Source organism: Amycolatopsis sp. NPDC114478, from assembly GCF_055633805.1.
The window spans coordinates 178039-198773 of the sequence record NZ_JBVKDO010000012.1; the positions used below are offsets into that span (position 1 = coordinate 178039).

The window sequence follows — 20735 nt, forward strand, 5'->3', positions numbered from 1 at the left end:
AGCAAATGAGCATGCCCTGTCGCCGGTCCCGGCCGGACTTCTCAGCCGGCCGTGGCCATCGCACCCGAAATCAGCAGCGTCAGCCCGTGCGCGAGCGCCGGCGCCAGCTCGAGGTGGAGCGTGGCCAGCGCCGGATCCACCTCGTAGGCGGCGAGGGCGCTCGGCGACGGGCGGCAGTGCGTCCACAGCCCGCCGGTCAGGATCATCGCCAGCAGGCAGATCGACGCCGCCTGGTCACCGACCTCGGGCACGTACCGGCGCATCAGCTCGGCCATCGCGTCCAGCCCGGAGAGGGCGGACCGCTTGAAGCGCACGACCGCGTCGGTGGACACGTTGTGTTCCAGGACACCGGCCTGCGCGCCGATGAGGTCGCACAGCACGGTGCGCCGGGCCAGCGAGTGGGCGACGACGGTGGAGAACCGCTCGCCCCGCTCCCCCGCCGGCAGCCCCGGGTCGACGCCGTCGGCGAGTTCGTCCGCCACCTCGGCGAGCCAGTCCCGCAGCGCCCGGTCGAGCAGTTCGAGCAGGACGGCTTCGCGGGATTCGAAGTAGCGCAGCACGTTCGACTTCGCCAGCCCGACGCGTCGGCTGAGCTCGTTGAGGCTCACCTCGGCCACCGGCATCTCGTCGAGCATCGCCAGCGCCGTGTCGAGGATCGTGCGGCGCCGCGCCTCCCGCTGCTCGGCACTGCGGGCTCGCTGGAACGTCATGCCACCCAGCGTAACGCCCGGCGGCCGAAATTGGAGACCGGCAGTCTCTTGACAACAGACCGACGGTTCCTTAGCGTCGAGGCATAACAGACCACCGGTCCGAAAGGGCCGACACGGAGGGAACCGCCATGGCCGAGAACTGGACCGAACGCGACGTGCCGAGCCAGAAGGGCCGGGTCGCCGTCATCACCGGCGCCAACACCGGGCTCGGGTTCGACACCGCGAAGGCGCTGGCCGAGAAGGGCGCGACGGTGGTGCTGGCCGTGCGTGACGTCGAGAAGGGCAAGCAGGCCGCCGCGCGGCTCGGCTCGACCGCCGACGTCACCGTGCAGGAGCTGGACCTGTCCTCGCTGGAGTCCGTCCGCGCGGCCGCGGCCGACCTGCACGGCTCGCTGCCGAAGATCGACCTGCTGGTCAACAACGCCGGCGTCATGTACTCGCCGAAGCAGACCACCCGCGACGGCTTCGAGCTGCAGTTCGGGACCAACCACCTCGGGCACTTCGCGTTCACCGGCCTGCTGCTGGACCTGCTGCTGCCGGTCGAGGGCTCGCGCGTCGTGACGGTCGCGAGCATCGCGCACCGCATCCGCGCGGCGATCCACTTCGACGACCTGCAGTGGGAGAACTCCTACGACCGCGTCGCGGCGTACGGGCAGGCCAAGCTGGCCAACCTGATGTTCGCCTACGAGCTGCAGCGCCGCCTCGCCCCGCACGGCACGACGGCGTCGCTCGCCGCCCATCCGGGTGTGGCCCGCACGGAGCTGATGCGCAACTCCCCCGCGATCGCGCGCGCGCTGTTCCCGGTGGTGGCGCCGCTGTTCACGCAGAGCTCCGAGCGCGGCGCGCTGCCGATCCTGCGCGCGGCCACCGACCCGGCGGCCCTCGGCGGCCAGTACTACGGCCCGGCGGGCGTGGGCGGCTACCGCGGGCGCCCGCAGGTGGTGGCGTCGACGCCGCAGTCGTACGACGCGGCGATCCACCGTCGCCTGTGGACGGTTTCGGAGGAGCTGACCGGAGTCAAGTTCCCGGTCGGCTAAAGCCAGTCGTGCTCGCGGGCGTAGCGGGCCGCTTCGTGGCGGGTGCGGGTCTGGGTCTTCTGCATCGCGTTGGACAGGTAGTTGCGGACCGTGCCCTCGGCCAGGTGCAGCCGGCCGGCGATCTCCGCCACCGAAAACCCCTCCCGCGTCGCACGCAGGACGTCGATCTCGCGGTCGGTCAGCGGGCAGTCGTCCACGACCGCCAGCGCCGAGACGTCCGGGTCGATCCAGCGCTTGCCCTCGTGCAGCGTCCGGATCACCGACGTGATGTGCGCCGGCTCCGCCGCCTTGCTCACGAACCCCTGCACGCCCAGCTTCAGCGCCTTGCGCAGCACTCCCGGCCGGGCGTGCCGGGTCAGCATCAGGATCACCTGCTCCGGCCGGGCCCGCCGGATCTCGGCCACCGCGCCGAGACCGTCCACAGTGGGCATTTCGAGGTCGATGACGAGCACGTCCGGGCGGTGCCGCAGCGTGGCGGCCACCGCCTGCTCGCCGTCCTCGGCCTCGGCGAGCACGGTGATCTCGCCCTCGAGCGGCAGCAGCGCCGCCAGTGCCTTGCGCAGCAGGGCCTCGTCGTCGGCGAGCACCACGGTGGTCATCGGCCGTCCTCCCACGCCGGGAACGCCGCCGCCGTCCGGAAGCGGCCGTCCGTACGCGACACGTGCAGCTCACCGCCGTGCTCGGCCAAGCGGTGGCGCAACGCCGAAAGCCCGCTCAGCTCGGGCTCGCCGTCTTCGGCCACGCCGTCGTTGACGATCTCGATCCCCGACCGCGACAGCGTGATCCGCACCTGCCGCGCCTGGGCGTGGCGCAGGATGTTGGTCGTGGTCTCGCGCAGGACCTGGCCGAGCAGCTCGCCGGCGCGGGTGTCCACTTCGGACTCCCGCTCGACCCGCACGTGGATGCCCGCGGCCTCGAACAGGTTCTTCGCGTTCTCCAGCTCGGCCGAGAGGTTCAGCCGCCGCTGGGCGTGGACGAGTTCCTTCGTCTGGACGATCGTGTCGCCGACCAGGCCGCGCACCTCCGCCAGCTCCGCGCGCGCCCGGTCGAGGTCGCTGTCCAGCAGCTTTTCGGCCAGGGCGACCTTCAGCTTCACGACGTGCAGCGTGTGCCCCTGGATGTCGTGCAGGTCGCCGGCGAACCGCGCGCGCTCCCGGGTCACGGCCAGCTCCGCCTCCCGCTCGCGGGACTGCTCCAGCTCGGCGATCAGGTCGAAAAACCGCTGGCTGACGAACATGAGCCCGGTCGAGACGAGCACGGCGGCCGCGGGGATGGCGGCGAACTGGATCAGCCGGGGTCCGACGCGGTCGTCGTGCACCAGCACGTTCGCCGCGCCCAGGACCGCGACCAGCGCGGTGAACCCGGCCAATGCCGCGACCCGGCGGCGCGGCAGCGGCGGGATGAGGAACGACCCGACCACGGACACGCCGAAGAACGCGGAGGGGTCGTCGATCAGCGCCCCGGCCAGCCAGACCACCGCGGTGACGGCGAAGCTCGGCCCGGCGACGCGCAGGTAGTCCCCCGCCGTCCAGCGTTCCGCGGTCGCCAGCGCCGCGACCAGCCCGACGACCTGAATGACGACGTGCCACCAGGTCCGGGCGGTCAGCAGGAGCAGCAGCACGCCGATGATCGCGAGCGGCGGGACCGTGGTGATCAGGTTGAGCCGGCGCAGCCGTTCCTGGACCGCCCCGCCGGTCCAGGTGCTCCTGCGCGCGATCGCCGGTACCTCCACGGGTCCGAGCGTATCGGGCACGGCGGCCCGCACCAGTGACACCACGTCATGTGTCGGGGTGACGCGGCCGCACTGCCGGCCGCGCGCCGATCCGGCTGGAATCGGAGCATGTCCACGACACCCGTCATCGACGTCGACCGCCTCACCCTCAACTACGGCGGCTTCCCTGCCGTGCAGGACCTTTCGTTCCAGGTGGAACGCGGGGAGCTGTACGCGCTGCTCGGCACCAACGGCGCCGGCAAGACCTCGACCCTGGAGACCGTCGAAGGCCACCGGGCGCCGACGTCGGGCGCCGTGCGGGTGTTCGGGAAGGACCCCCGCGACCGCGCCGCCGTCCGCCCGCGGATGGGGATCATGCTGCAGGAGAGCGGGTTCTCGCCCGATCTGACCGTGCGGGAGACCGTCCGGCTGATCGGGCGGCTCACCGAGCGGGCCGACGACGTCGGGCGCGTGCTCGGCGTCGTCGGCCTCACCCCCAAGGCCACCACCAAGGTCGGGCAGCTCTCCGGCGGCGAGAAGCGGCGGCTGGACTTCGCCACCGCCGTGTTCGGCTCGCCCGAGCTGGTCTTCCTCGACGAGCCCACCACCGGTCTCGACATCCAGTCGCGGGACGCGCTCTGGGACGCGGTGGACCGGCTGCGCGAGGACGGCGCCACGGTCGTGCTGACCACGCACTACCTGGAAGAAGCCCAGCAGCGCGCCGACCGCATCGGGCTCATGCACCAGGGCGCGTTCCACCGGGAAGGGACCGTCGCCGAGCTGACGCGGACCCTGCCCGCGACCATCCACTTCGGCCTGCCGCCGCGCGCGCCCGCGCCCCCGCTGCACGCCACCCGCCAGGCGGACGGCCACTTCCTCGTCGAGACCTTCGGCCTGCAGAAGGACCTGCACACGCTGCTCGGCTGGGCGCAGGACCACGCCGTGGAGCTGCGGGACCTGCGGGCCGGGCCGACGCGGCTCGACGACGTCTTCCGCGCCATCGAACACTCCTGAGAGGACACTCCCATGTGGACGATCGCTCGCGGCGAGCTGATCCAGATCTTCCGCAACCGGCTGGTGCTGGTCACCGCCCTCGTGCTGCCCGCCGGGCTCAGCGCGTTCTTCATCACCAAACACGACGTCTTCACCGAGGTGGGCAGCCTCGGCTACATCGCGACGCTCGCCTTGTTCTTCGTGACCGGCATCGGGCTCTACACGACGTCGGTGACGACCCTGGCGTCCCGCCGCCAGAACCTGTTCCTCAAGCGCCTGCGCTCCACCGCGGCGCGCGACGCCGGGATCCTCGGCGGCCTGCTGCTGCCGATCACCGTGCTGTCGGTGGCCCAGATCGCCGTCATCCTCGGCGCGTTGGCCGCCGTCGCCGGGCCGCCGGCGGACCCGGCGCTGCTGGTCGCGGCCGTCGTCGCGACCGGGGCCATGATGCTCGCGCTCGGGCTGGCGACGGCGGGGCTGACGAACTCACCCGAGCACGCGCAGGTCACGACGCTGCCGGTCAGCCTCGGCGTCATCGCCGTGGCCGGCTGGGTCGGCGTGACCGGCACCGGCGAGCTCACGCTGCTCAAGCGCCTGCTGCCCGGCGGGTCGGCGACCGAGCTGGTGCTGAACGCCTGGAACGGCGGCAAGCCGCTGACCGATTCGCTGGTCCTGTTCGGACCGACGCTGGCCTGGGTGGTCATCGCCGTCGCGCTGGCCACGCGGCTCTTCCGCTGGGAACCGCGTCGCTGACCAGCGGCGCGCACGAGAGAGGGGAAACACCGATGCGCAGGATTCTGCTCGCCACGGCCATCGCCGTGCTGGGTGCGACGGCGGTGGCGCCACCGGCGTCCGCCGCGCCCGAGGGGCTGACCTGGGGCCCGTGCCCGGCCGGGGCGTTCCCGACGCCGGACCTGGAATGCACGACGCTGAAGGTCCCGCTGGACTACCGGAACCCGGACGGCCGGAAGATCGACGTCGCGGTGTCGCGACTGCCGAGCAAGCACCCGGAGAAGCGGCGCGGCGTGCTGCTGACGAACCCGGGCGGGCCGGGCGGTGAAGGCCTGGACTACCCGCAGCTGCTGAAGCTCGTCAAGCTGCCGCAGGACGTTCTCGACGCCTACGACGTCATCGGCTTCGACCCGCGCGGCGTCGGGCGCAGCACGCCGGTGGCCTGCAATCTGACGCCGGAGCAGCTGGCGATCGGCAACCTGCCGTACGCGAACGGCCCGGCCGACGTCGTCAAGCAGGCGGCGGTCGCGAAGGCCGAGGCGAAGGAATGCGCGGCCGCTTCGACGGCGTCGATGCTGCCGTACGTCACGACGGCGAACACCGCGCGGGACATGGACCGCATCCGCCAGGCGCTCGGCGAGCCCGCGGTGTCCTACCTGGGCGCGTCCTACGGCACGTACCTGGGCGCGGTCTACACGACGATGTTCCCCGAGCGCAGCGACCGGTTCGTCCTCGACAGCAACCTCGGGCCGGGCGGGTACGACATCGACGCGATGCGCAACTTCGGCCGGGGCATGGAGGACCGCTTCCCCGACTTCGCGAAGTTCGCCGCGGCGCACCCGGAGTACGGCCTCGGCACGACACCGGCGCAGGTGACGGCGAAGTTCCACGAGCTGGCCGCGCGGCTGGACCGGGCACCGATCGACTGGGTCACGGGATCGGCCTTCCGCGGCTTGACGTTCCAGGGGCTCTACGCCACGAACCTGACCCAGCTGGCCGAGGACTGGCGGGGCCTGAACGAAGGCCGCGCGCCGAAGCCGCCGGACGGTTCGCTGACGACGTCCGTGCAGAACCTCTTCGCGGCCCGGTTCGCGGTGCTGTGCGGCGACACGGCGTGGCCGCGGTCGGTGGCGGGCTACCAGGTGGACGTCGCCGTGGACCGGATCCGCTACCCGCTGATCGGCGCGGCGACGGCGAACATCGCGGCGTGCGCGTTCTGGCCGTCGGCGCCGGTGGAGCCGAAGGTGCGGATCACCGGGCGGGGGCCGTCGAACGTGCTGATGGTGCAGAACGAGCGTGACCCGGGAACGCCGCTGGTGGGCGCCCGCAAGCTGCGCGCGGCGTTCGGCGACCGCGCCCGGATGGTGACGATCGACCAAGGCGGGCACGGGGCCTACCTGTTCGGGCCCAACCGGTGCGGGAACACCGCGGTGACGGAGTTCCTGGTGACGGGGTCGCGCCCGGCGCACGATCTGGCCTGCGCGGCGGAGACCGCCTGACGAGGGGGATGGGGCGGTGCGGCGGGCACGGGGGCTCGCCGCACCGCACCGCCGTCAGTCCGCCACGCGGATGATGGTCTTGCCCGGCCCGCGCCGGCGCCGGGCGAACGCGTCCACCGCCTCGGCGAGCGGGCGCACCTCGCCGACGAGGGGCTTCAACCGGCCGTCCCGCACCCGCTGGGCCAGCTCCGCGAGCCGCACCCGGTCCGGCTCGACCACGAAGAACACCGCGCGGCCGTGCTCCGGCCAGACCTTGGGCGGCTCGGCGATCGTCACGAGGGTGCCGCCGGGACGGACCAGCGCCGCCGACTGCGCGAGGACCTCGCCGCCGAGGACGTCGAAGACCACGTCGACGGGCTGCTCCCACTTCTCGGCGGCCAGGTCGACGAAGGCGTCGGCGCCCAGGCCGAGCACGAGGTCGCGGTCGCGGGCCCGGCCCGTGCCGACCACCCGGGCGCCGGCCTCGCGGGCGAGCTGGACGGCGAGCGATCCCACGCCCCCGGCGGCGCCGTGGACCAGCACCGTCTGGCCCGTGGTGAGCCCGGCGTGGTCGAACAGTCCTTGCCACGCGGTCAGTCCCGAGATCGGCAGGGCCGCGGCGACCGTGTGGTCGAGGTCGGCCGGCAGCGGCGCGAGGTTGCGCGCCTCCACGGCCACGTACTCGGCCAGGGAGCCGTTGCGCGCCCAGTCGGCGAACCCGAAGACGCGCTGGCCGACGGTCACGCCGGTCGTCCCGTAGCCCAGCTCGGTGACGACGCCGGACAGCTCGTGCCCCGGCACGCTGGGCGCGCGGTCGTGGCCGGCGCGGTCGGTCCACGTGGCCGGCCAGGTCAGCTCGCCGGGGGTGAACCCGGCGGCGTGGACCCGGACGACGACGTCGTTCTCGGCGGCGTGCGGGTGGGGCAGCTCGGTCAGGGTGAGGCCGTCGACGCCCGCGTCGGGACCGCTCGCGGTGATGGCACGCATGTCAGCTCTCCCAAGCGGAGCCGAGGACGCGCTCGACGGTCGTCGGACGCTTGAAGTCAGGCAGGAAGTGCGCCAGGACGTCGGCGTTCACCGTGCCGTTGGTGGTGTCCGGGCGGTCCTTCTGGCCCTCGAAGTAGGCGGTCAGGAACTCGTTCTTGAAGTCGCCCCGCGGGTGCGCCGCGACGACCTGCGCCAGCCGGCCGGCGTCCAGCTCGCCGAGGCCGAACCCGACGACGTCGGTCAGCACGCCGAAGTGCGTCGCGGCGATCTCCGGGCCCATCCGGCCGGGGATGCCGGGCGTGGTGTGCAGCGCGATCGCCGTCCACACGGTGTCCGCGGCCGCGGCGGTGAAGCCGTGTTCCAGCAGGAATCGGCGCGCGTGGTCGGCGCCGTCGACCTCGAAGCGCTGTTCCACGTCGGAGAACGGCGTCGCGAGGCCGGTGTCGTGGAACAGGGCGGCCAGGTAGAGCAGCTCGGGGTCCGGGTCGAGGCCGAGCCGTTCCGCGTGGATCCGGGCGAAGAAGTAGACCCGGCGGGAGTGGTGGTAGACGAGCGGGCTGGTGGTTTCCCGGACGAGCCGCGCCGCTTCGGCGACCGCAGCCGTCCCGGGGACTTCCACTCCCGCGATGACTTCCGTCATGACCTTTGCCTTTCCTCCTCGAGTACCGCGACGAGGTCGTACAGCAGCTTCCGCGCGGGTTCCGGGGTCTCCTGGGCGAAGGCGGTCTGCCGGCGCCGTCGCCGCGCGTTCGCCACCGACGCTAAACCGGCGTTTCGTTACACGCAAGTACTGTAACCCGTCTAACACGGGCGCCGGACTCACTTGGTGGAGGCGATGAAGTACACGACGATGCCGATCAACGCGAGCACCTCGCTCAGCACGAACGTCGAGTACCCGATCGTCTGCAGTTTCCCTCGCATTTCCGGCTGCCGCGCGGTACCATTGATGACGGCCGCGAAAATGAGACCGACGCCGATTCCCGGGCCGATCGCACCCAGTCCGTAGCCGATGGCGGCAAGGCCGGGGTTGATGTTGGCGGTCTGGGCCAGAACAACGTCGTTCATGGACATTCCCCTCACATCGGTCCACGCGCACACTCGCGTGGAGCAGCGGCTTCTGGGCGGAAGAATCGACGTCGGGAATTCACCGGAACCGATGGTTCGAACACGGCAAGGATATCAGAAAAAGGCATCCCTGGTCCGTGCACGGAATGCGTTACCCCGGTTCGCCCACAGCGAAAGAGGCCGCGAAAGGGAACCGTTCAGTCCTCGTCGGCCATCGCCGAGGCGAACGCCGCCAAGTCGTCGGTGAACCTCAGCAGCAAGTCGTAGAACGTCCGGCGATCCGTCGCCGACCACCCCGACAACGCCTCACCGAACCAGCCGAGCAACGTCGTGACGTACCGGTCGGCCAGCTCGGCGCCGTCCGGGGTGAGCTCGACCAAGCGGGCCCGGCGGTCGTCCGGATCGGCCAGGCCGCGCACCAGGCGGCGCCGCTCGAGCACGTGCAGGTGGCGCGTGACGTGCGGCCCGGCGACCTGCATCCGGTCCGCGATCTCGCCGACGCGCATCGCCTTCCCCGTCGCGTGCAGGGCGAGGATGATCGACAACCCGGGCCGGTCGAGGTCGGCGCCGGCCCGCTTCATCGCCCGCTCCCCCAGGCCGCTGCGGTTCAGCACCGTGCTCAGCTGCATGAGCCGGGGCAGCACCGAGCGCAGGTCGGGCCCGTCGCCGGCTTCGGTGTCGGCCATCACACTCCCTTAGATAGCTAAGTTAGGTATATAGTTGCGTCATGCCGCAACGTCCTCCGCGGCATTGTCGCACCCGCGACATAGATACCTAACTTAGCTATCGGGGGTTGCCATGAACACCACACGATCGGTCCTGATCTCCGGCGCGAGCATCGCCGGTCCCGCGCTGGCCTACTGGCTGCGGCGGTCCGGCTTCGCGGTCACCGTCGTCGAGAAGGCGACGGTCTTGCGCGACGGCGGCTACCCCATCGACGTCCGCGGGACGGCCTTGGACGCCGCCCGGCGGATGGGGATCCTCCCCCGCCTGCGGGACCTGCACATCTCCACCCGCCGGCTGACCTTCCTCGACACCGACGGCAGCGAGATCGCGGCGCTCGACCCCAACGTGGTCATCGGCGGCGTCGACGGCGAAGACGTCGAAATCCGCCGGGGCGACCTGACCCGCACGCTGTACGACCTGGTCCGCGACGACACCGAGATCCGGTTCGGCGACAGCGTCGACACCCTGGCGCAGCACGCGGGAGGCGTCGACGTCACCTTCCACAGCGGCCGGCAGGAGACCTACGACCTCGTGTTCGGCGCCGACGGCCTGCACTCGCGCACCCGCGAGCTGGTCTTCGGCGACGAAAAGCAGTTCCACCACTACCTCGGCTACAGCTTCGCCGGGTTCACCATGCCCAACGTCTTCGGCCTGCACCGCGAAGGCGTCGCGTGGAGCACGCCCGGCAAGGGCGCGGTGCTCTACTCGGTCCTCGACAGCGAAGAAGTCCACGGCTTCCTGGTGTTCGCGCGGCAGGACCCGCCGATCGAGGCGTTCCGCGACCCCGAGGCGCAGCGCGACCTGGTCGCCGAGACGTTCGCGGGCGAGGGCTGGGAGACCGCGCGCCTGGTCGCGGCGATGCGCGAGGCCGACGACCTCTTCTTCGACGTCGTCAGCCAGATCCACCTGCCACAGTGGACGGACGGCCGGGTCGCGCTCGTCGGCGACGCCGCCCACGCGCCGTCGTTCCTGACCGGGCAGGGCACCAGCCTGGCGCTGGTGGGCGCGTACGTGCTCGGCCACGCCCTGGCCACGATCCCCGACCACACCGCGGCTTTCGCGGCCTACGAGAGCCGGCTGCGGGACTTCGCCGAACGCAACCAGGCCAGGGTGTCGGAAGGCAAGTCGACGCTGTTCCCCGCGACGGCCGAAGACCTCGAACGCCGCAACGCCGCGCTCCGGCAGCTGGCGAAGTCCCCTGCCGGCAGCCCGCGGCCCGAGCACTCGGCGTTGACGCTGCCGGACTTCCCCTGACGGGGAGGGCGAGCGAACCGCAGTCTCCCCGGCGCCGGCACGACCAGGGGCCGATTTCCCGTCACCGGCGGGAAATCCGGATCGGGCCGGACCAGTCGCCGCCGGGGTCGAGCGGGCGGCCGCGCTGGGTCAGGCGGACCTCGCCGGACCCGGCCAGTTCGCGGGCCAGCTCGCGGGCCTCGTCCAGCAGCGGCCGCCAGTCGTCGGCCACCGCGCGCGCTGCGTCCGAGGGGCACGTGCTGCTCTTCGGTCCCCGCGCCGACGCCAGGGCCACGATCGCGGCCCGGAGCCGGTCGCGTGGGGACGTCGCCGTCAGCGCCGAGCGGGCGTCGTCCGCGCCCGGGCCGCCGCCGTCGCGGATCCGCTGCAGTTCACGCCGGGGTCCCGGCTGCTCGGGCATATCCTCAGCATCGCACCGATCACGCCGACGCACCGAGCCGTCCGACGAGCATCCGCCGGACCTCGTCCGCGGTCTCCGCGCCCGCGGCCTGCGTCACCGCCTCGGTGACCGCCGGGACCAGCTCGGCCACCAGCTTTCCTTCGAGCGCCGCAGCGAGCCGCTCGGAGTCGACCGGGTTGGCCGGGCTGTCGGTGATCAGCTTCGTCACCGCGTCGAGCGACGAGCCGAGCGCCGTGATCTTCGCGTCCATGTCCTTGATGAACTGGGCGTAGTTGCGGTTGCCCGCGGCGTCGAACGTGTTCCCCCACATCATGCGGACGAAGTCGTCGTTGCTGAATGGCATGTCACCCTCCGGGTCGAGCTGGTTGCCGGTGTAGGACTCGTCGAAGTCGACGGCGCCCGCCGAACCGGGCAGGCTGCCGCTGCTGGTGTACTGGTGGACGTCGTAGCGGCCCGGGTACCGGCCCGCTCCCGGCGCTTCGGGCCGGGCGCCGTACCGGGCGATCACGATCACCAGGTCCGGGACGTCCCACTGGTCCGGGCGCAACGCGGCGGCGAACGACGCGCTCATGTAGACAGCCGGCCGCAGGCCCGCGTCCCCGACGCGGCGGCAGAACGCCGTCCCGAACGCCCGCGCCGCGCTGTCCGGGCGGAACGGCGCCTCGAGGTCCAGCATCGGCGCGACGCCGGTCGCGCCGAGCCGCCGGACCTCGGCCAGGAGCAGGTCGGCCTGGGCCTCCGGGCCGAGGGTCAGCTGGGCGTAGTGGTACCCGCCGACCGGGATCCCGCGCGACTTCGCCCCCGCCACGTGCGTGTCGGGCCGGTAGACCACACCCCCTTCCGCGCGCGTGTAGGGCGCTCCCCCGTCGGAGACCTTCACCCACACGAACGCGAGGTCGCTCACCTGGTCCCAGCGCAGGCCGCGCTGGTAGAACGGATGGACGTCGGCTCCCCTGGCCATGGCGGGAACTCCCTTCGGTCACGAGCCGGGTCATCGACCCGGCGACAGCGGGGCCACCGGGCAGGTCGGCGCGACGTTCCACCGGTTGCCGGTCGAGACGATCGACGGCGGGAAGCCGCCCGGTGCCCGTTGCGAGCACTGCAGCGACCGGGCGGCGCCGCGCGAGGAGTTGAGCGCGACCGTGACGCCGCCGAACGGCCCGGGCCGTGAGTCGAGGCGGACGGCCGCGAAGTACGGGCTCGGGCCGGCGACCGTGTTGCCCGTGATGGTCGCGTCTTCGATCGGCCCGCTGATGCCCTGCAGCGCGATCCCCGAGCCGTCGGGCGCGGCGCCGGTGAACGTGATGTCGTTGTCCCGGACGCCGATCTCGCGCACCGAGTGGCCGTAGATCGCGTCGGCGTCGCCGTCCAGGGCGATCGTGTTCCCGGTGACGGTCACCTGGGCCGGGATCCCGCCGCTGTGCGGCGTGATCCGGATGCCGGAGCCGGAGACCCCGTGGCGGCGGATGATGTCGCCGGCGATCTTGTCGCCGGTGGTGGCTTCCCCGTCGAACGCGGTGTCGCCGATCTGCTCGCCGAAGTGGTTGCCCAGCACCGTCAGCGAGAGCACGTTGCGCTGCACACCGATCCCGGACCGCGCGCAGCTGACGAACGACCCGCCGATGATCGTCACGCGCTCGACCGCCGTGGCCGGGGTGTTGCCGAGCACGCGGACGCAGTCACCCTTGCGCGACCCGGCGATCGCCGGGTGGTCGAAGACGACGTCCCGCACCGTCACGTCCGCGACCGGCAGCGAACAGGTCCCGTTCGCGGTCGTGCAGACCCCGGAGCCGATCGCGATCGCGTGCGTCTGCTCGTCGGTGTTCGTCGCCGCCGAGGTGTCGATCGCCAGCCGCTGCACGGTGACGTCGCTCGCCCCCGGGTCGAGCGACACCACCGCGACCGCGCCGGCCTGCTGGTCCCCCACCAGTTCGAGCACCGTGCCCGGGCCGCCGAGGCAGACCGTGCCACCGCCCGCCGCGTCGATGGCGGCCTGCACCGGTGCGCGGTCGTCCACGCCGTCGTCCGGCACGGCCCCGAAGGCCGCGGGGTCGAAGCAGCCGCCGGCGCCGGAGCCGGCCCGGGGCACCGCGGCCGCCGACACGACGACCGCGGTCCCGAGCGAAAGGGTGGCGATCGCCGCGGTCACCAGCAGCGCCCGTCTTCGGATTCGTTTCACGGGAACACTTCCTTCACCAGAAGAAGATCCAGCGGCCGTCGAGGCACACCCCGTGGCCCTGGTAGGTCACGCGCCGCTGGTCCGGCGTGAGGCAGTGGGATCCGGAGATCCGGTGCAGCAGCTCGGATTCGGTGAACAACATCGTGCCGGTGCGGTAGGGCACCGTGATCGGCTGACCGCCGCCCCGCCTACCCGGCCGGGCATCGGGGGCGTCGGCTTGCAGGTCCAGCCCGCTTCCCCCGTCCGGCAACGCGAACGGCACGGTGAAGTTGACCACCGCGGTGATCTCGGCCCGGCGCGCGAACAACGCCGGCGTCTGCAGCTCCAGCGCATCGATGTGCCAGCCGCCGCCGTCGTACTCGCCGGGGGCCCCGAATTCGAACAGGTGGAAGCCGGGGACCGCGAGTTCGTCGGCGTACACGACCGGCAGGCCGTACCGGTGCTCGAAGAACGTCGCGACCCGGTCGTGGGCGAGGCGGAAGTGCCGGTAGAGCGGGCGGCTCTCCGCCCGCGCGCGCTCCTCGTAGTACGCGAGGCGCGCGCGGTTGCGGTAGAGCGGCTCGCCGATCGTGGCCATGCTCCTGGCCTCGGGCGTGCCCCAGCACTCGTGGCGCAGCCCGGCCGGCACCGCGTCCACGGCCGCGACGATCGCGGCGACCTCCGCCGGGGTGAACAGTTCGGCGCTGTGGACGGTCGCGCCGCCGAACCGGATCTCTTCCACCGCCTGGGTCGCGGTCATGAGGCACGCTCCTTGCACAGTGCCGCCGCGGCGAGCAGGCCGGCGATGGCCGCCGCGATCGGCTGGCCGGTGTTCGATTCGTAGTACGTGAAGCCCGGCGACGGGTTCACCTCGAAGCAGTACCACTCGCCGTCCGGGGTCCGGCGCAGGTCGATGCCGGCCACCGGGAGCGGCAGCCGCTTCGACAGGTCGAGGCAGCGAGCCGCGACGTCCGGCGGCAGCCCGGTTTCGGTCAGGACCGCCGGTGGATGGCCCTGCGCGCGTGCGTAGCGGTAGTCGTCGGCGTCGCTGCGCACCTCGGAGGCGAACAGCTCGGCGCCCACGACGTGCACCCGCACGTCCGTGCCCGGCACGTGCTTCTGGAACAGCGTCGGGCAGTTCCCCACATCCGCCAGCCGGGCTGCGTCGGCCGGCCCGACGCGGCGCACGCGGCTGCGCACGCCGCCGGCCGACTTGACGATGACCTCGCCGTGCTCGCGGACGAACGCCGCGACCCGGTCCGGGTCGTTCGTGACGAGCGTGACCGGCACGAGGAACCCGGCCGCGGCGATGCCCCGGAGCTGGTAGGCCTTGGACCCGTTGCCCGCGGCGGCCTCCGGCCGGTTCAGCACGAACGCGGCCGTGCGATCGGCCCACCCGTTCAGCGCCAGGTCCACGCCGGCGGCGTGGCCCCACCGCGGCGACGACCGCGGCAGCGTGCGCAGGGCGGCCAGCCGGGTGCTGTCGTACGGGCGGACGTAGGCGGCCCGCACGCGGTCGAGGTCGAACTCCTCGTCGCCGACGGTCACGGTGGTTCCCCCGCGCGGGCCGGCGTCGACGCGCACGGTCGTGTCGAGGACGCGACGCTGGTCCAGGAAGCGGACGGGGGCGCCGAGGTGCCGCAGATGCTCCAGCACCGCGGCGATCGGGTGGTCCCGGATCAGCCCCCACAAGAGGATCGTCATGCGGTCACCTCGGCGAGGTCGCCGGCCGGCAGCAGGGCCGCGAGGGCGTCGGCCACCTCGGGCCGCCCCACATCGGGCCAGGCCGAGATGTCCCGCACCGCCGCGCGGGGTCCCGGGCCGGACACCGTCGCGGTGAGGAGGGTTGTGTCCGCCGCCTTGGCGAGTGCGCACAAGCGCGTGCCGATCAGGGGGTGCACGGCTCCGACGCAGACGTCCCCGACGACGTGCGCGGGGATGGGGCTGGTCCACTCGAGCACCGGGACGGGTGGCTCGGCGAGGCTGAGCCTGCGGTGGACCGCACCGGCGCGCAGGCCGGCCGAAGCGGCGGCGTCCGCCCACTGCTCCGCCGACCACGCCGGGCCGTTGAGGCTCCGCGGGCCGGGCGGGTTCAGCACGGGGGCGGGACACGCGTCGAGCCAGGCCAGCAGGAACGCGGTCAGCTCGGCCGCGGCGTACTCCCGGTCGACCGGGTGCACCCTGGCCAGGTCGGCGGGCGAGATCCAGCCCAGCCGGTTCACCACGCCCGTCACGGGAACCGGGGTTCTGTCGGCAGCCGCCAGCTCCGCGGCGACCCGGCCGTCGACGGCGACGTCGAGGCGCCAGCGCCACCGGTGCATACCGGCGACGGTGAGCAGCAGCGCGCGGCTCCCCCACCGGGCGGCCAGCGCGCGGGCGGGGAGATCGTGGGCGTGGGCGAGGATCAGCAGCATCTCAGCTGTCCTCGTCCGGGTCGGCCAGGGCCCGGCCGCCGACCTCGGGGCGGTCGTCGAGCGAGATGAACGTGCGCTCGTCGCCGTCGGGATGGTCGAGCCTGGGCGCGGCGGCGCCCGGCGGGGTGAGGCCGGTGAGGTCGGTGCTCTCCTTGGACCCGTCCTTCGGGTGCTTCTCGCTCTCCTTGCCGTCCTTGTGTTCCTTGGGCTGCTCCTTGGTCTCCTTGTCGTCCTTGCCCTCCTTTTCCTTCTCCTTCTCCTCCTTGCTCTCCTTGCCTTCCTGCTTTTCCTTGCCCTCCTTGCCTTCCTTGTCCTTGACGCCGTCGAGCCGCGCGTCGATCTGGGTGATCTTCACCTGCAGCTCCTGGACCACCCCGAACAGCTCCAGCCGCAGCTCCTTCATGCAGTTGCTGACGGTGCGCAGGGCCTCGGCGACGGCGGCCAGGTCGTCCTCGATCGCGTGGAACCGGTGGTTGAAGCCGATCTCGCTGGGCGTCTCCCCCGCCTGCACGACCGTCACGCCGTCGATGAAGTCCGGGTGGGTGAACCCGGGCTCGAAGTGCACCTCGCACTGGGGTGCCAGCTGCGGGACCTGGGTCTGGAACACGAACGGCGGGGTCACCGCCGCGGCCAGGCCCGAGGACCGGGCGATGGCCCGGCCCAGCACCGCGATGACGTCCTCTTCCGCGACGCCCGCACCGCGCAAGGCGTCCACTATCGTGCCGGCCGGCACGCCGTAGACGAGCTGTTCGCGGCCCGGCCCTTCGGCTTCTCCGCTCATGAGATCTCTCCTTGTCCTGCCTGCGCGGAACGCGTCAGGCGGTAGTGCCGGTAGGCCCGGGCGGCGGCGATGGTCAGGACCGTGGGCTTGCCGGAGCCGTCCACGTCGACGTGGCGCCGCCGGATGGCGAACGTGTCGGCCCGCACGCCGACCGGGGTCACCAGCTCCACGACGTTGAGCAGGTGCTCGTACTGGCGCAGGGTCAGCAGCACCCCGTCGGGCAGCGCCGGGCGCCATTCGTAGGTGTCGTTCGCGCCGGTGTGCGGACCCACGACGCACGAGACGACGCTGATCCCGTCGTTGAGGATCGGAATGGTGACCGTGGCGCCGCGCCGGGGCGTCACGGCGGCGGACTGCGTCCCGAGCCCGCGCACCTGCCACCGGTGGACCACGGTGTGCTCGCCGGCCAGGTTGCTGCCGGCGAGCGGGAGCCCCGCCACCCCGAACACCAGCGCGAGCGTCCCGGCGGCGGTGGCCAGCGCGACCACGCTGCTCGCGCCGGCCGCGGCGGCGGTGGTGAACAGCGGGCTCAGCAGAGCCGGGTTCGCGATCACCGCGGCCGTGCGCGGCGCGCCGAGGTCGAAGAGCACGTAGTCGCGCGCGGACACCGTGCTCAGCTGCCGGGTGAAGGCTTCGACGTCGACCACCTTCGGCACCCCACGGGCGCTCAGCGCGGCGTCCAGGCCGGGAACGGTCGTGGTCGGGCGCGCACCGGCCAGCACCGCGGCGGGGTCCGCGACCGGGGTGAGCTGCGCTCCCGCGAGCGCGGTGATCACGGCGACCACCGGCACGTCGTGATCGGGATCGGCCGCCGACACGAGCCGCGCGGTCAACGTGATGGGAACGTCGCCGTCGGAGTCGGGGTCGACGTCCACGACGAGCGGCCCCATCGGCGCGGTGCTGGCGAACACCGTGCCGTCGGCCCCCTGCTCGACGGTGCGCATGCCGCACGCGCGCAGCAGCCACGCCCCGGCCGGATCCGCCGACCGCGGCTGGGGCACCAGGTTCGGGTCCTTCAGCCTGCCGGCCGCGGCGACCGCCGCGTCGAGCTGGGCGGCGACGGGCGCAGCGAGCAGCGCGCCGAACCCGAGCTCGAACCGGGACCCGCCCGAGTTGTCCTGTCCTTTGAGGACACGCGGCCACGGCCGGGCGCCCAGCTGAACGCACCGGGCGTCGAGCGTGGTCAGCGCCTCCGCCACGGCGGGTGCCACCGGCTGGAAGGATTCCACCTGCCACGTCGCGAGCGCCGCGCGCTGGACGTTCACGCGGGCCACCTCGTCCGGCGGCAGGAGGCGGGCCGCGTGCGTGTCGTCGCCTTCCGCGCTGTCGGCGGGCCAGATCAGGTGCACGCGCCGGATCGCGTTGAGCAGCGCGGGGATCGCCCCCGGTGCGCCGGGGGCGACCAGTCGCAGGGCGATCAGCTGCGGCTCCACCGATTCGTCGGCGGTCACCGTGCCCGTCACGCCGACGTCGGCGAGGAAGCCGTCGGTGCCGCCCAGCGCCGAGTCGATCCACGGCTTGCTGGGCAGCCGCACGCCGCGCAGGACGCGCAGCCGGGCCCGGTAGGACGCGTCGTCCTCGCGGGCGCCGGGCTGGAGCGGGCGGGTCGCGGCGGTCTGCTGGTCGGCGTCCCAGAACAGCTCGTCGGAGAACCGCGGGCAGGACAGGTCGGCACCGAGGCGGTCGAGCGCGTTGCCGCTCGCCACTTCCAGGGTCCGCATCGCCCGGAGCTGCCGTGCGGCGCGCCGGATCCGGCCCTTCTCGTCGAGCAGCACGGTGAGCAGCCGCCCGAGCACGCCCTCGACCAGGTCGAACCGGACGGCGGCGATCAGCTCCTCCGCGCTGAGCCCGGTGCCGTCCGGCCCGCCGCGGTTTCCGCGCACCAGCACGGAAAAAGGCGCGGAGACGGCCCCTTCGCCCACCGGCGGCACCGCGGCGACCAGAGCGGTGCCGGCGGCGGTGTGCGACGCGAACGTCACCACCGGAAGCGGTTGCCCAGGGCCGGTCCCGGCCCGCAGCGCGGGCTGGACGATGAGCCCGTGGGTGTCCACATCGGACAGCACGGTGCACAGCACCAGGGCGTGCCGGGTGGTGGCGTCGACCGCGGCCTCGGCCTGCCCCGCGGGCCCCGGCGGCGGGGTGGCGCGCAACGTCAGGGGCCGCGGGGTGGCCGCCGGGGACAGCGGCCCGATCAGCTCGGCCGCCGCGGCGGCGAGCACGCCCGCGCCGAAGCCCGCCGGGTCCAGGGGCGTATCGGTGGTGGTCATCGGTCACCGCACCGTCAGTCGTTCGGGCGACTCGACGAAGACGGCGATCTGGTCGGCCCCCACGATCAGGTTCTCGTCCACCTCGAGCGCCTCGGGTGCGGTGCTGTCCGCCCCGCCGGACCCGATGGTGTCGACCGGGGACGGGAAGCGCACCAGCTGGAGCCCGACGACGTCGACGATGCCGGGCTCGGCCATCAAGGCCGCGGACAGCGCGGCGGCCCGCACCGGCTCCGCGAGGGTCAGCCCGTCGACGACCCCGCGCATCCGGGCCGCCAGCCGCTGCTTGAGCGCGAGCGCGGCGGGACTGAGGTTGCGGCCGGCCACCGACCCGGACGGCAACGGCAGGCCGGAGGTCACCACGTCGACGTCGACGGTGAAGAACACCTGCTCGGCGCGCACGACGTCGGGGAAGATGCCGACCGGGCGGACGTCCCGGATCGCCTGCTGCACGGCCACGCGCAGGCCGGACGCGCCCTCCCAGACCGCGGCCTCGGTCGGCGCGACCAGGACCGTGACGAAGAACGGCGACGACATGTCCCGGTCGGCCGCGAAGAGCCGTTCGAAGAAGTTGAACTGGCCGAAGATCGACTGCGACAGGTCGAGCCCGCCCCACCCGTCCCGCACCGCGACCTGCCGCACGCCGGGCACCAGCGCCACGGTGGCCGCGATGGAGTCGGCCGTCCACACCGACCTCGGCGCGTTGAGCAGCACCGCGCGGTAGCGGTCGTCGTCGAACTGCGCGTTGCCCCCGGTCAATGGCTGCGTGTGCTGCACGCGCACCAGGCCCTGGCCGATCGACGCGGCGGTGTCGGGAAAGCCGGCCGCCACGTCGGCGTCGATCATCGCGGTGAGCTTCGCGTCGGCGACCTCCCAGCGGTCGATCCGCTGCGGGTGCCCGCCGCCGGCGTCGGTCGCGGCGGGGTCGAGGTTGCCGACGGGTCCCGAGTCGAAGCTCGTCACCGGCACGGACGCCGACGTCAACCCGGCGGTGAACTCGACCGCGGCGGCGAGCGCGACGCGGTGCCCGCCCGGGGTCGCCAGCCGGGAACCGCGCGGTAGCACCAGGTTCGGCACGCCCGAGGGCAGCGCCCCGGCCAGGGTCAGCGTGACCGAACCGGTCGCGGTGAGGAACGGCCGCGTGATGCCGAGCTCCGCGCCGAGCTCCGAGAGCGCGCGGCCGCGGGCGGTGCTGACGAAGCTGTCGTCGTACTCCGCCGCCAGCGCCGCCCAGGTCCGCGCGTCCTCCAGGGCGGTGACCTCCAGGAGCTTGCGCAGGACGCTGCCGCTGGACAGGTCGACGGCCGGGTCGATCAGCTGCTGCGCGAGGGCGATCTTCTCGGCCAGCAGCCGGGTGAACGGCTTGGGCAGGAACCCCGCCGGCGTCACGCCGAAGCTACCGCTGCCGGTGGACCGCGTGACGGAGTCGTCGACGGCGAGGACGTCGGTCAGGTCGATGCTGCTGTCGGAGCTCATGGCGTCCTCCCGGTGGTCCCGGACGCGACGACGCCCGGGGTGTCGACGGCGCCCCACTCGGCGCCGGTGGCGAGGCCGCCGGTGGCCAGGGTCGCCGGGTCGCCGGTGATCGCCTCGAACGAGACGGTGATGTCGAACGACCGCGAGGCGCGGCCTTGGGTCGGCGTCGGCGTGGTCAGGTCGACCACGCGCCGCACCCGCGGGTCGGCGGCGACCATCTCGATCACCGCGCTGCGCAACCCTTCCCGCGCGAGGACCGGCGACGTCTGGCGCACCAGCGGCGTCAGCCCGAGGAAGCCGAACCGCACGTTGAACGGGTCGCTGCCGCGCAGCGTGGTGAGCCCGATCGCGAGGTCCTGGCAGAGCGCGGCCACGCCCTCGACGAGGTCGAGGTCGACGCCGGTCGCCGTGGCGCGCAGCACCAGGTCGCGGGCGGTGTCCCCGGGGTCGGCCAGGTCGGCGCGCGGGCCGAACCCGAGCAGCTGGCGGCGCCGGACGGCGGAGTCGTCGCCCGGTGGAGGCGGTGGGAGTGCAGCGGTCATCGTCGTT

The 20735-nt window shown here is 73.1% G+C and carries 22 protein-coding genes; 5 read left to right on the forward strand and 17 right to left on the reverse strand.

Features of this window, described 5'->3' with window-relative positions; genetic code table 11:
- Nucleotides 1–41: 41 nt before the first annotated feature.
- The gene (locus ACZ7OH_RS30520) at nucleotides 42–710 is read right to left on the reverse strand and encodes a TetR/AcrR family transcriptional regulator (protein WP_470283964.1); all 669 of its coding nucleotides are present in this window, start codon (nucleotides 708–710) and stop codon (nucleotides 42–44) included.
- Between the two features lie 128 nt (nucleotides 711–838).
- Between ACZ7OH_RS30520 and ACZ7OH_RS30525 the strand changes: the two genes are divergently transcribed.
- Nucleotides 839–1747, forward strand: coding sequence for an SDR family NAD(P)-dependent oxidoreductase (locus tag ACZ7OH_RS30525; protein ID WP_470283965.1), 909 nt, complete (start codon nucleotides 839–841; stop codon nucleotides 1745–1747).
- On the opposite strand, the gene ACZ7OH_RS30530 is transcribed toward ACZ7OH_RS30525, so the two are convergent.
- Complete coding sequence (locus ACZ7OH_RS30530; protein WP_470283966.1) at nucleotides 1744–2346, reverse strand: response regulator; 603 nt, start codon at nucleotides 2344–2346, stop codon at nucleotides 1744–1746. The two genes, ACZ7OH_RS30525 and ACZ7OH_RS30530, sit on opposite strands and share 4 nt — an antisense overlap.
- Entirely contained in the window at nucleotides 2343–3479 is a 1137-nt protein-coding gene (locus ACZ7OH_RS30535; protein WP_470283967.1) for a sensor histidine kinase, read from the reverse strand. The genes ACZ7OH_RS30530 and ACZ7OH_RS30535 overlap by 4 nt, the downstream gene beginning before the upstream one ends.
- Before the next feature lie 108 nt (nucleotides 3480–3587).
- On the opposite strand from ACZ7OH_RS30535, the gene ACZ7OH_RS30540 reads away from it, so the two are divergent.
- The 3 genes from ACZ7OH_RS30540 to ACZ7OH_RS30550 are packed head-to-tail and all read left to right on the forward strand — an operon-like array spanning nucleotide 3588 to nucleotide 6682.
- A complete protein-coding gene (locus ACZ7OH_RS30540) occupies nucleotides 3588–4472 on the forward strand; it encodes an ABC transporter ATP-binding protein (RefSeq protein WP_470283968.1) in 885 nt (294 codons plus the stop codon).
- Nucleotides 4473–4484: 12 nt separating this feature from the next.
- Nucleotides 4485–5204: an ABC transporter permease gene (locus ACZ7OH_RS30545; RefSeq protein WP_470283969.1), complete on the forward strand. Its 720-nt coding sequence runs from the start codon at nucleotides 4485–4487 to the stop codon at nucleotides 5202–5204.
- Between the two features lie 32 nt (nucleotides 5205–5236).
- A complete protein-coding gene (locus tag ACZ7OH_RS30550; RefSeq protein ID WP_470283970.1) occupies nucleotides 5237–6682 on the forward strand; it encodes an alpha/beta hydrolase in 1446 nt (481 codons plus the stop codon).
- Between the two features lie 54 nt (nucleotides 6683–6736).
- Here the strand turns inward: ACZ7OH_RS30550 and ACZ7OH_RS30555 are convergent, their stop codons facing one another.
- From ACZ7OH_RS30555 to ACZ7OH_RS30570, 4 genes are all read right to left on the reverse strand, one after another.
- Nucleotides 6737–7648 carry an NADP-dependent oxidoreductase gene (locus ACZ7OH_RS30555; protein ID WP_470283971.1) on the reverse strand — a complete coding sequence of 304 codons (912 nt, stop codon included), beginning with the start codon at nucleotides 7646–7648 and terminating at the stop codon, nucleotides 6737–6739.
- 1 nt (nucleotide 7649) lies between these two features.
- On the reverse strand, nucleotides 7650–8288 hold the full coding sequence (locus tag ACZ7OH_RS30560; protein ID WP_470283972.1) for an HD domain-containing protein: 639 nt from the start codon (nucleotides 8286–8288) through the stop codon (nucleotides 7650–7652).
- Between the two features lie 179 nt (nucleotides 8289–8467).
- On the reverse strand, nucleotides 8468–8713 hold the full coding sequence (locus ACZ7OH_RS30565) for an ATP synthase subunit c family protein (RefSeq protein ID WP_470283973.1): 246 nt from the start codon (nucleotides 8711–8713) through the stop codon (nucleotides 8468–8470).
- Between the two features lie 197 nt (nucleotides 8714–8910).
- Nucleotides 8911–9399, reverse strand: a complete 489-nt coding sequence (locus ACZ7OH_RS30570; protein WP_470283974.1) for a MarR family winged helix-turn-helix transcriptional regulator — start codon at nucleotides 9397–9399, stop codon at nucleotides 8911–8913.
- A 112-nt stretch (nucleotides 9400–9511) separates the two neighbouring features.
- On the opposite strand from ACZ7OH_RS30570, the gene ACZ7OH_RS30575 reads away from it, so the two are divergent.
- A complete protein-coding gene (locus ACZ7OH_RS30575) occupies nucleotides 9512–10693 on the forward strand; it encodes an FAD-dependent monooxygenase (RefSeq protein ID WP_470283975.1) in 1182 nt (393 codons plus the stop codon).
- Nucleotides 10694–10754: 61 nt separating this feature from the next.
- On the opposite strand, the gene ACZ7OH_RS30580 is transcribed toward ACZ7OH_RS30575, so the two are convergent.
- From ACZ7OH_RS30580 to ACZ7OH_RS30625, 10 genes are read right to left on the reverse strand one after another with little or no spacing between them, the layout of a single operon-like run.
- Complete coding sequence (locus ACZ7OH_RS30580) at nucleotides 10755–11093, reverse strand: DUF3253 domain-containing protein (RefSeq protein WP_470283976.1); 339 nt, start codon at nucleotides 11091–11093, stop codon at nucleotides 10755–10757.
- A gap of 19 nt (nucleotides 11094–11112) precedes the next feature.
- Nucleotides 11113–12054 carry a glycoside hydrolase family 25 protein gene (locus ACZ7OH_RS30585; protein WP_470283977.1) on the reverse strand — a complete coding sequence of 314 codons (942 nt, stop codon included), beginning with the start codon at nucleotides 12052–12054 and terminating at the stop codon, nucleotides 11113–11115.
- Nucleotides 12055–12084: 30 nt separating this feature from the next.
- Nucleotides 12085–13272 (reverse strand): right-handed parallel beta-helix repeat-containing protein, encoded by a 1188-nt coding sequence (locus ACZ7OH_RS30590; protein WP_470283978.1) that lies wholly within the window; start codon nucleotides 13270–13272, stop codon nucleotides 12085–12087.
- A gap of 13 nt (nucleotides 13273–13285) precedes the next feature.
- Entirely contained in the window at nucleotides 13286–14011 is a 726-nt protein-coding gene (locus ACZ7OH_RS30595) for a hypothetical protein (protein ID WP_470283979.1), read from the reverse strand.
- Nucleotides 14008–14955 (reverse strand): ATP-grasp domain-containing protein, encoded by a 948-nt coding sequence (locus ACZ7OH_RS30600; RefSeq protein ID WP_470283980.1) that lies wholly within the window; start codon nucleotides 14953–14955, stop codon nucleotides 14008–14010. Before ACZ7OH_RS30600 ends, ACZ7OH_RS30595 begins: the two co-directional genes overlap by 4 nt.
- A complete protein-coding gene (locus ACZ7OH_RS30605) occupies nucleotides 14952–15665 on the reverse strand; it encodes a hypothetical protein (protein WP_470283981.1) in 714 nt (237 codons plus the stop codon). The genes ACZ7OH_RS30600 and ACZ7OH_RS30605 overlap by 4 nt, the downstream gene beginning before the upstream one ends.
- Before the next feature lies 1 nt (nucleotide 15666).
- Complete coding sequence (locus tag ACZ7OH_RS30610) at nucleotides 15667–16446, reverse strand: hypothetical protein (RefSeq protein ID WP_470283982.1); 780 nt, start codon at nucleotides 16444–16446, stop codon at nucleotides 15667–15669.
- Entirely contained in the window at nucleotides 16443–18713 is a 2271-nt protein-coding gene (locus ACZ7OH_RS30615; protein WP_470283983.1) for a hypothetical protein, read from the reverse strand. The genes ACZ7OH_RS30610 and ACZ7OH_RS30615 overlap by 4 nt, the downstream gene beginning before the upstream one ends.
- Before the next feature lie 3 nt (nucleotides 18714–18716).
- Nucleotides 18717–20186, reverse strand: coding sequence for a hypothetical protein (locus tag ACZ7OH_RS30620; RefSeq protein ID WP_470283984.1), 1470 nt, complete (start codon nucleotides 20184–20186; stop codon nucleotides 18717–18719).
- Nucleotides 20183–20728: a hypothetical protein gene (locus ACZ7OH_RS30625; protein ID WP_400899263.1), complete on the reverse strand. Its 546-nt coding sequence runs from the start codon at nucleotides 20726–20728 to the stop codon at nucleotides 20183–20185. The genes ACZ7OH_RS30620 and ACZ7OH_RS30625 overlap by 4 nt, the downstream gene beginning before the upstream one ends.
- Nucleotides 20729–20735 lie beyond the last annotated feature (7 nt).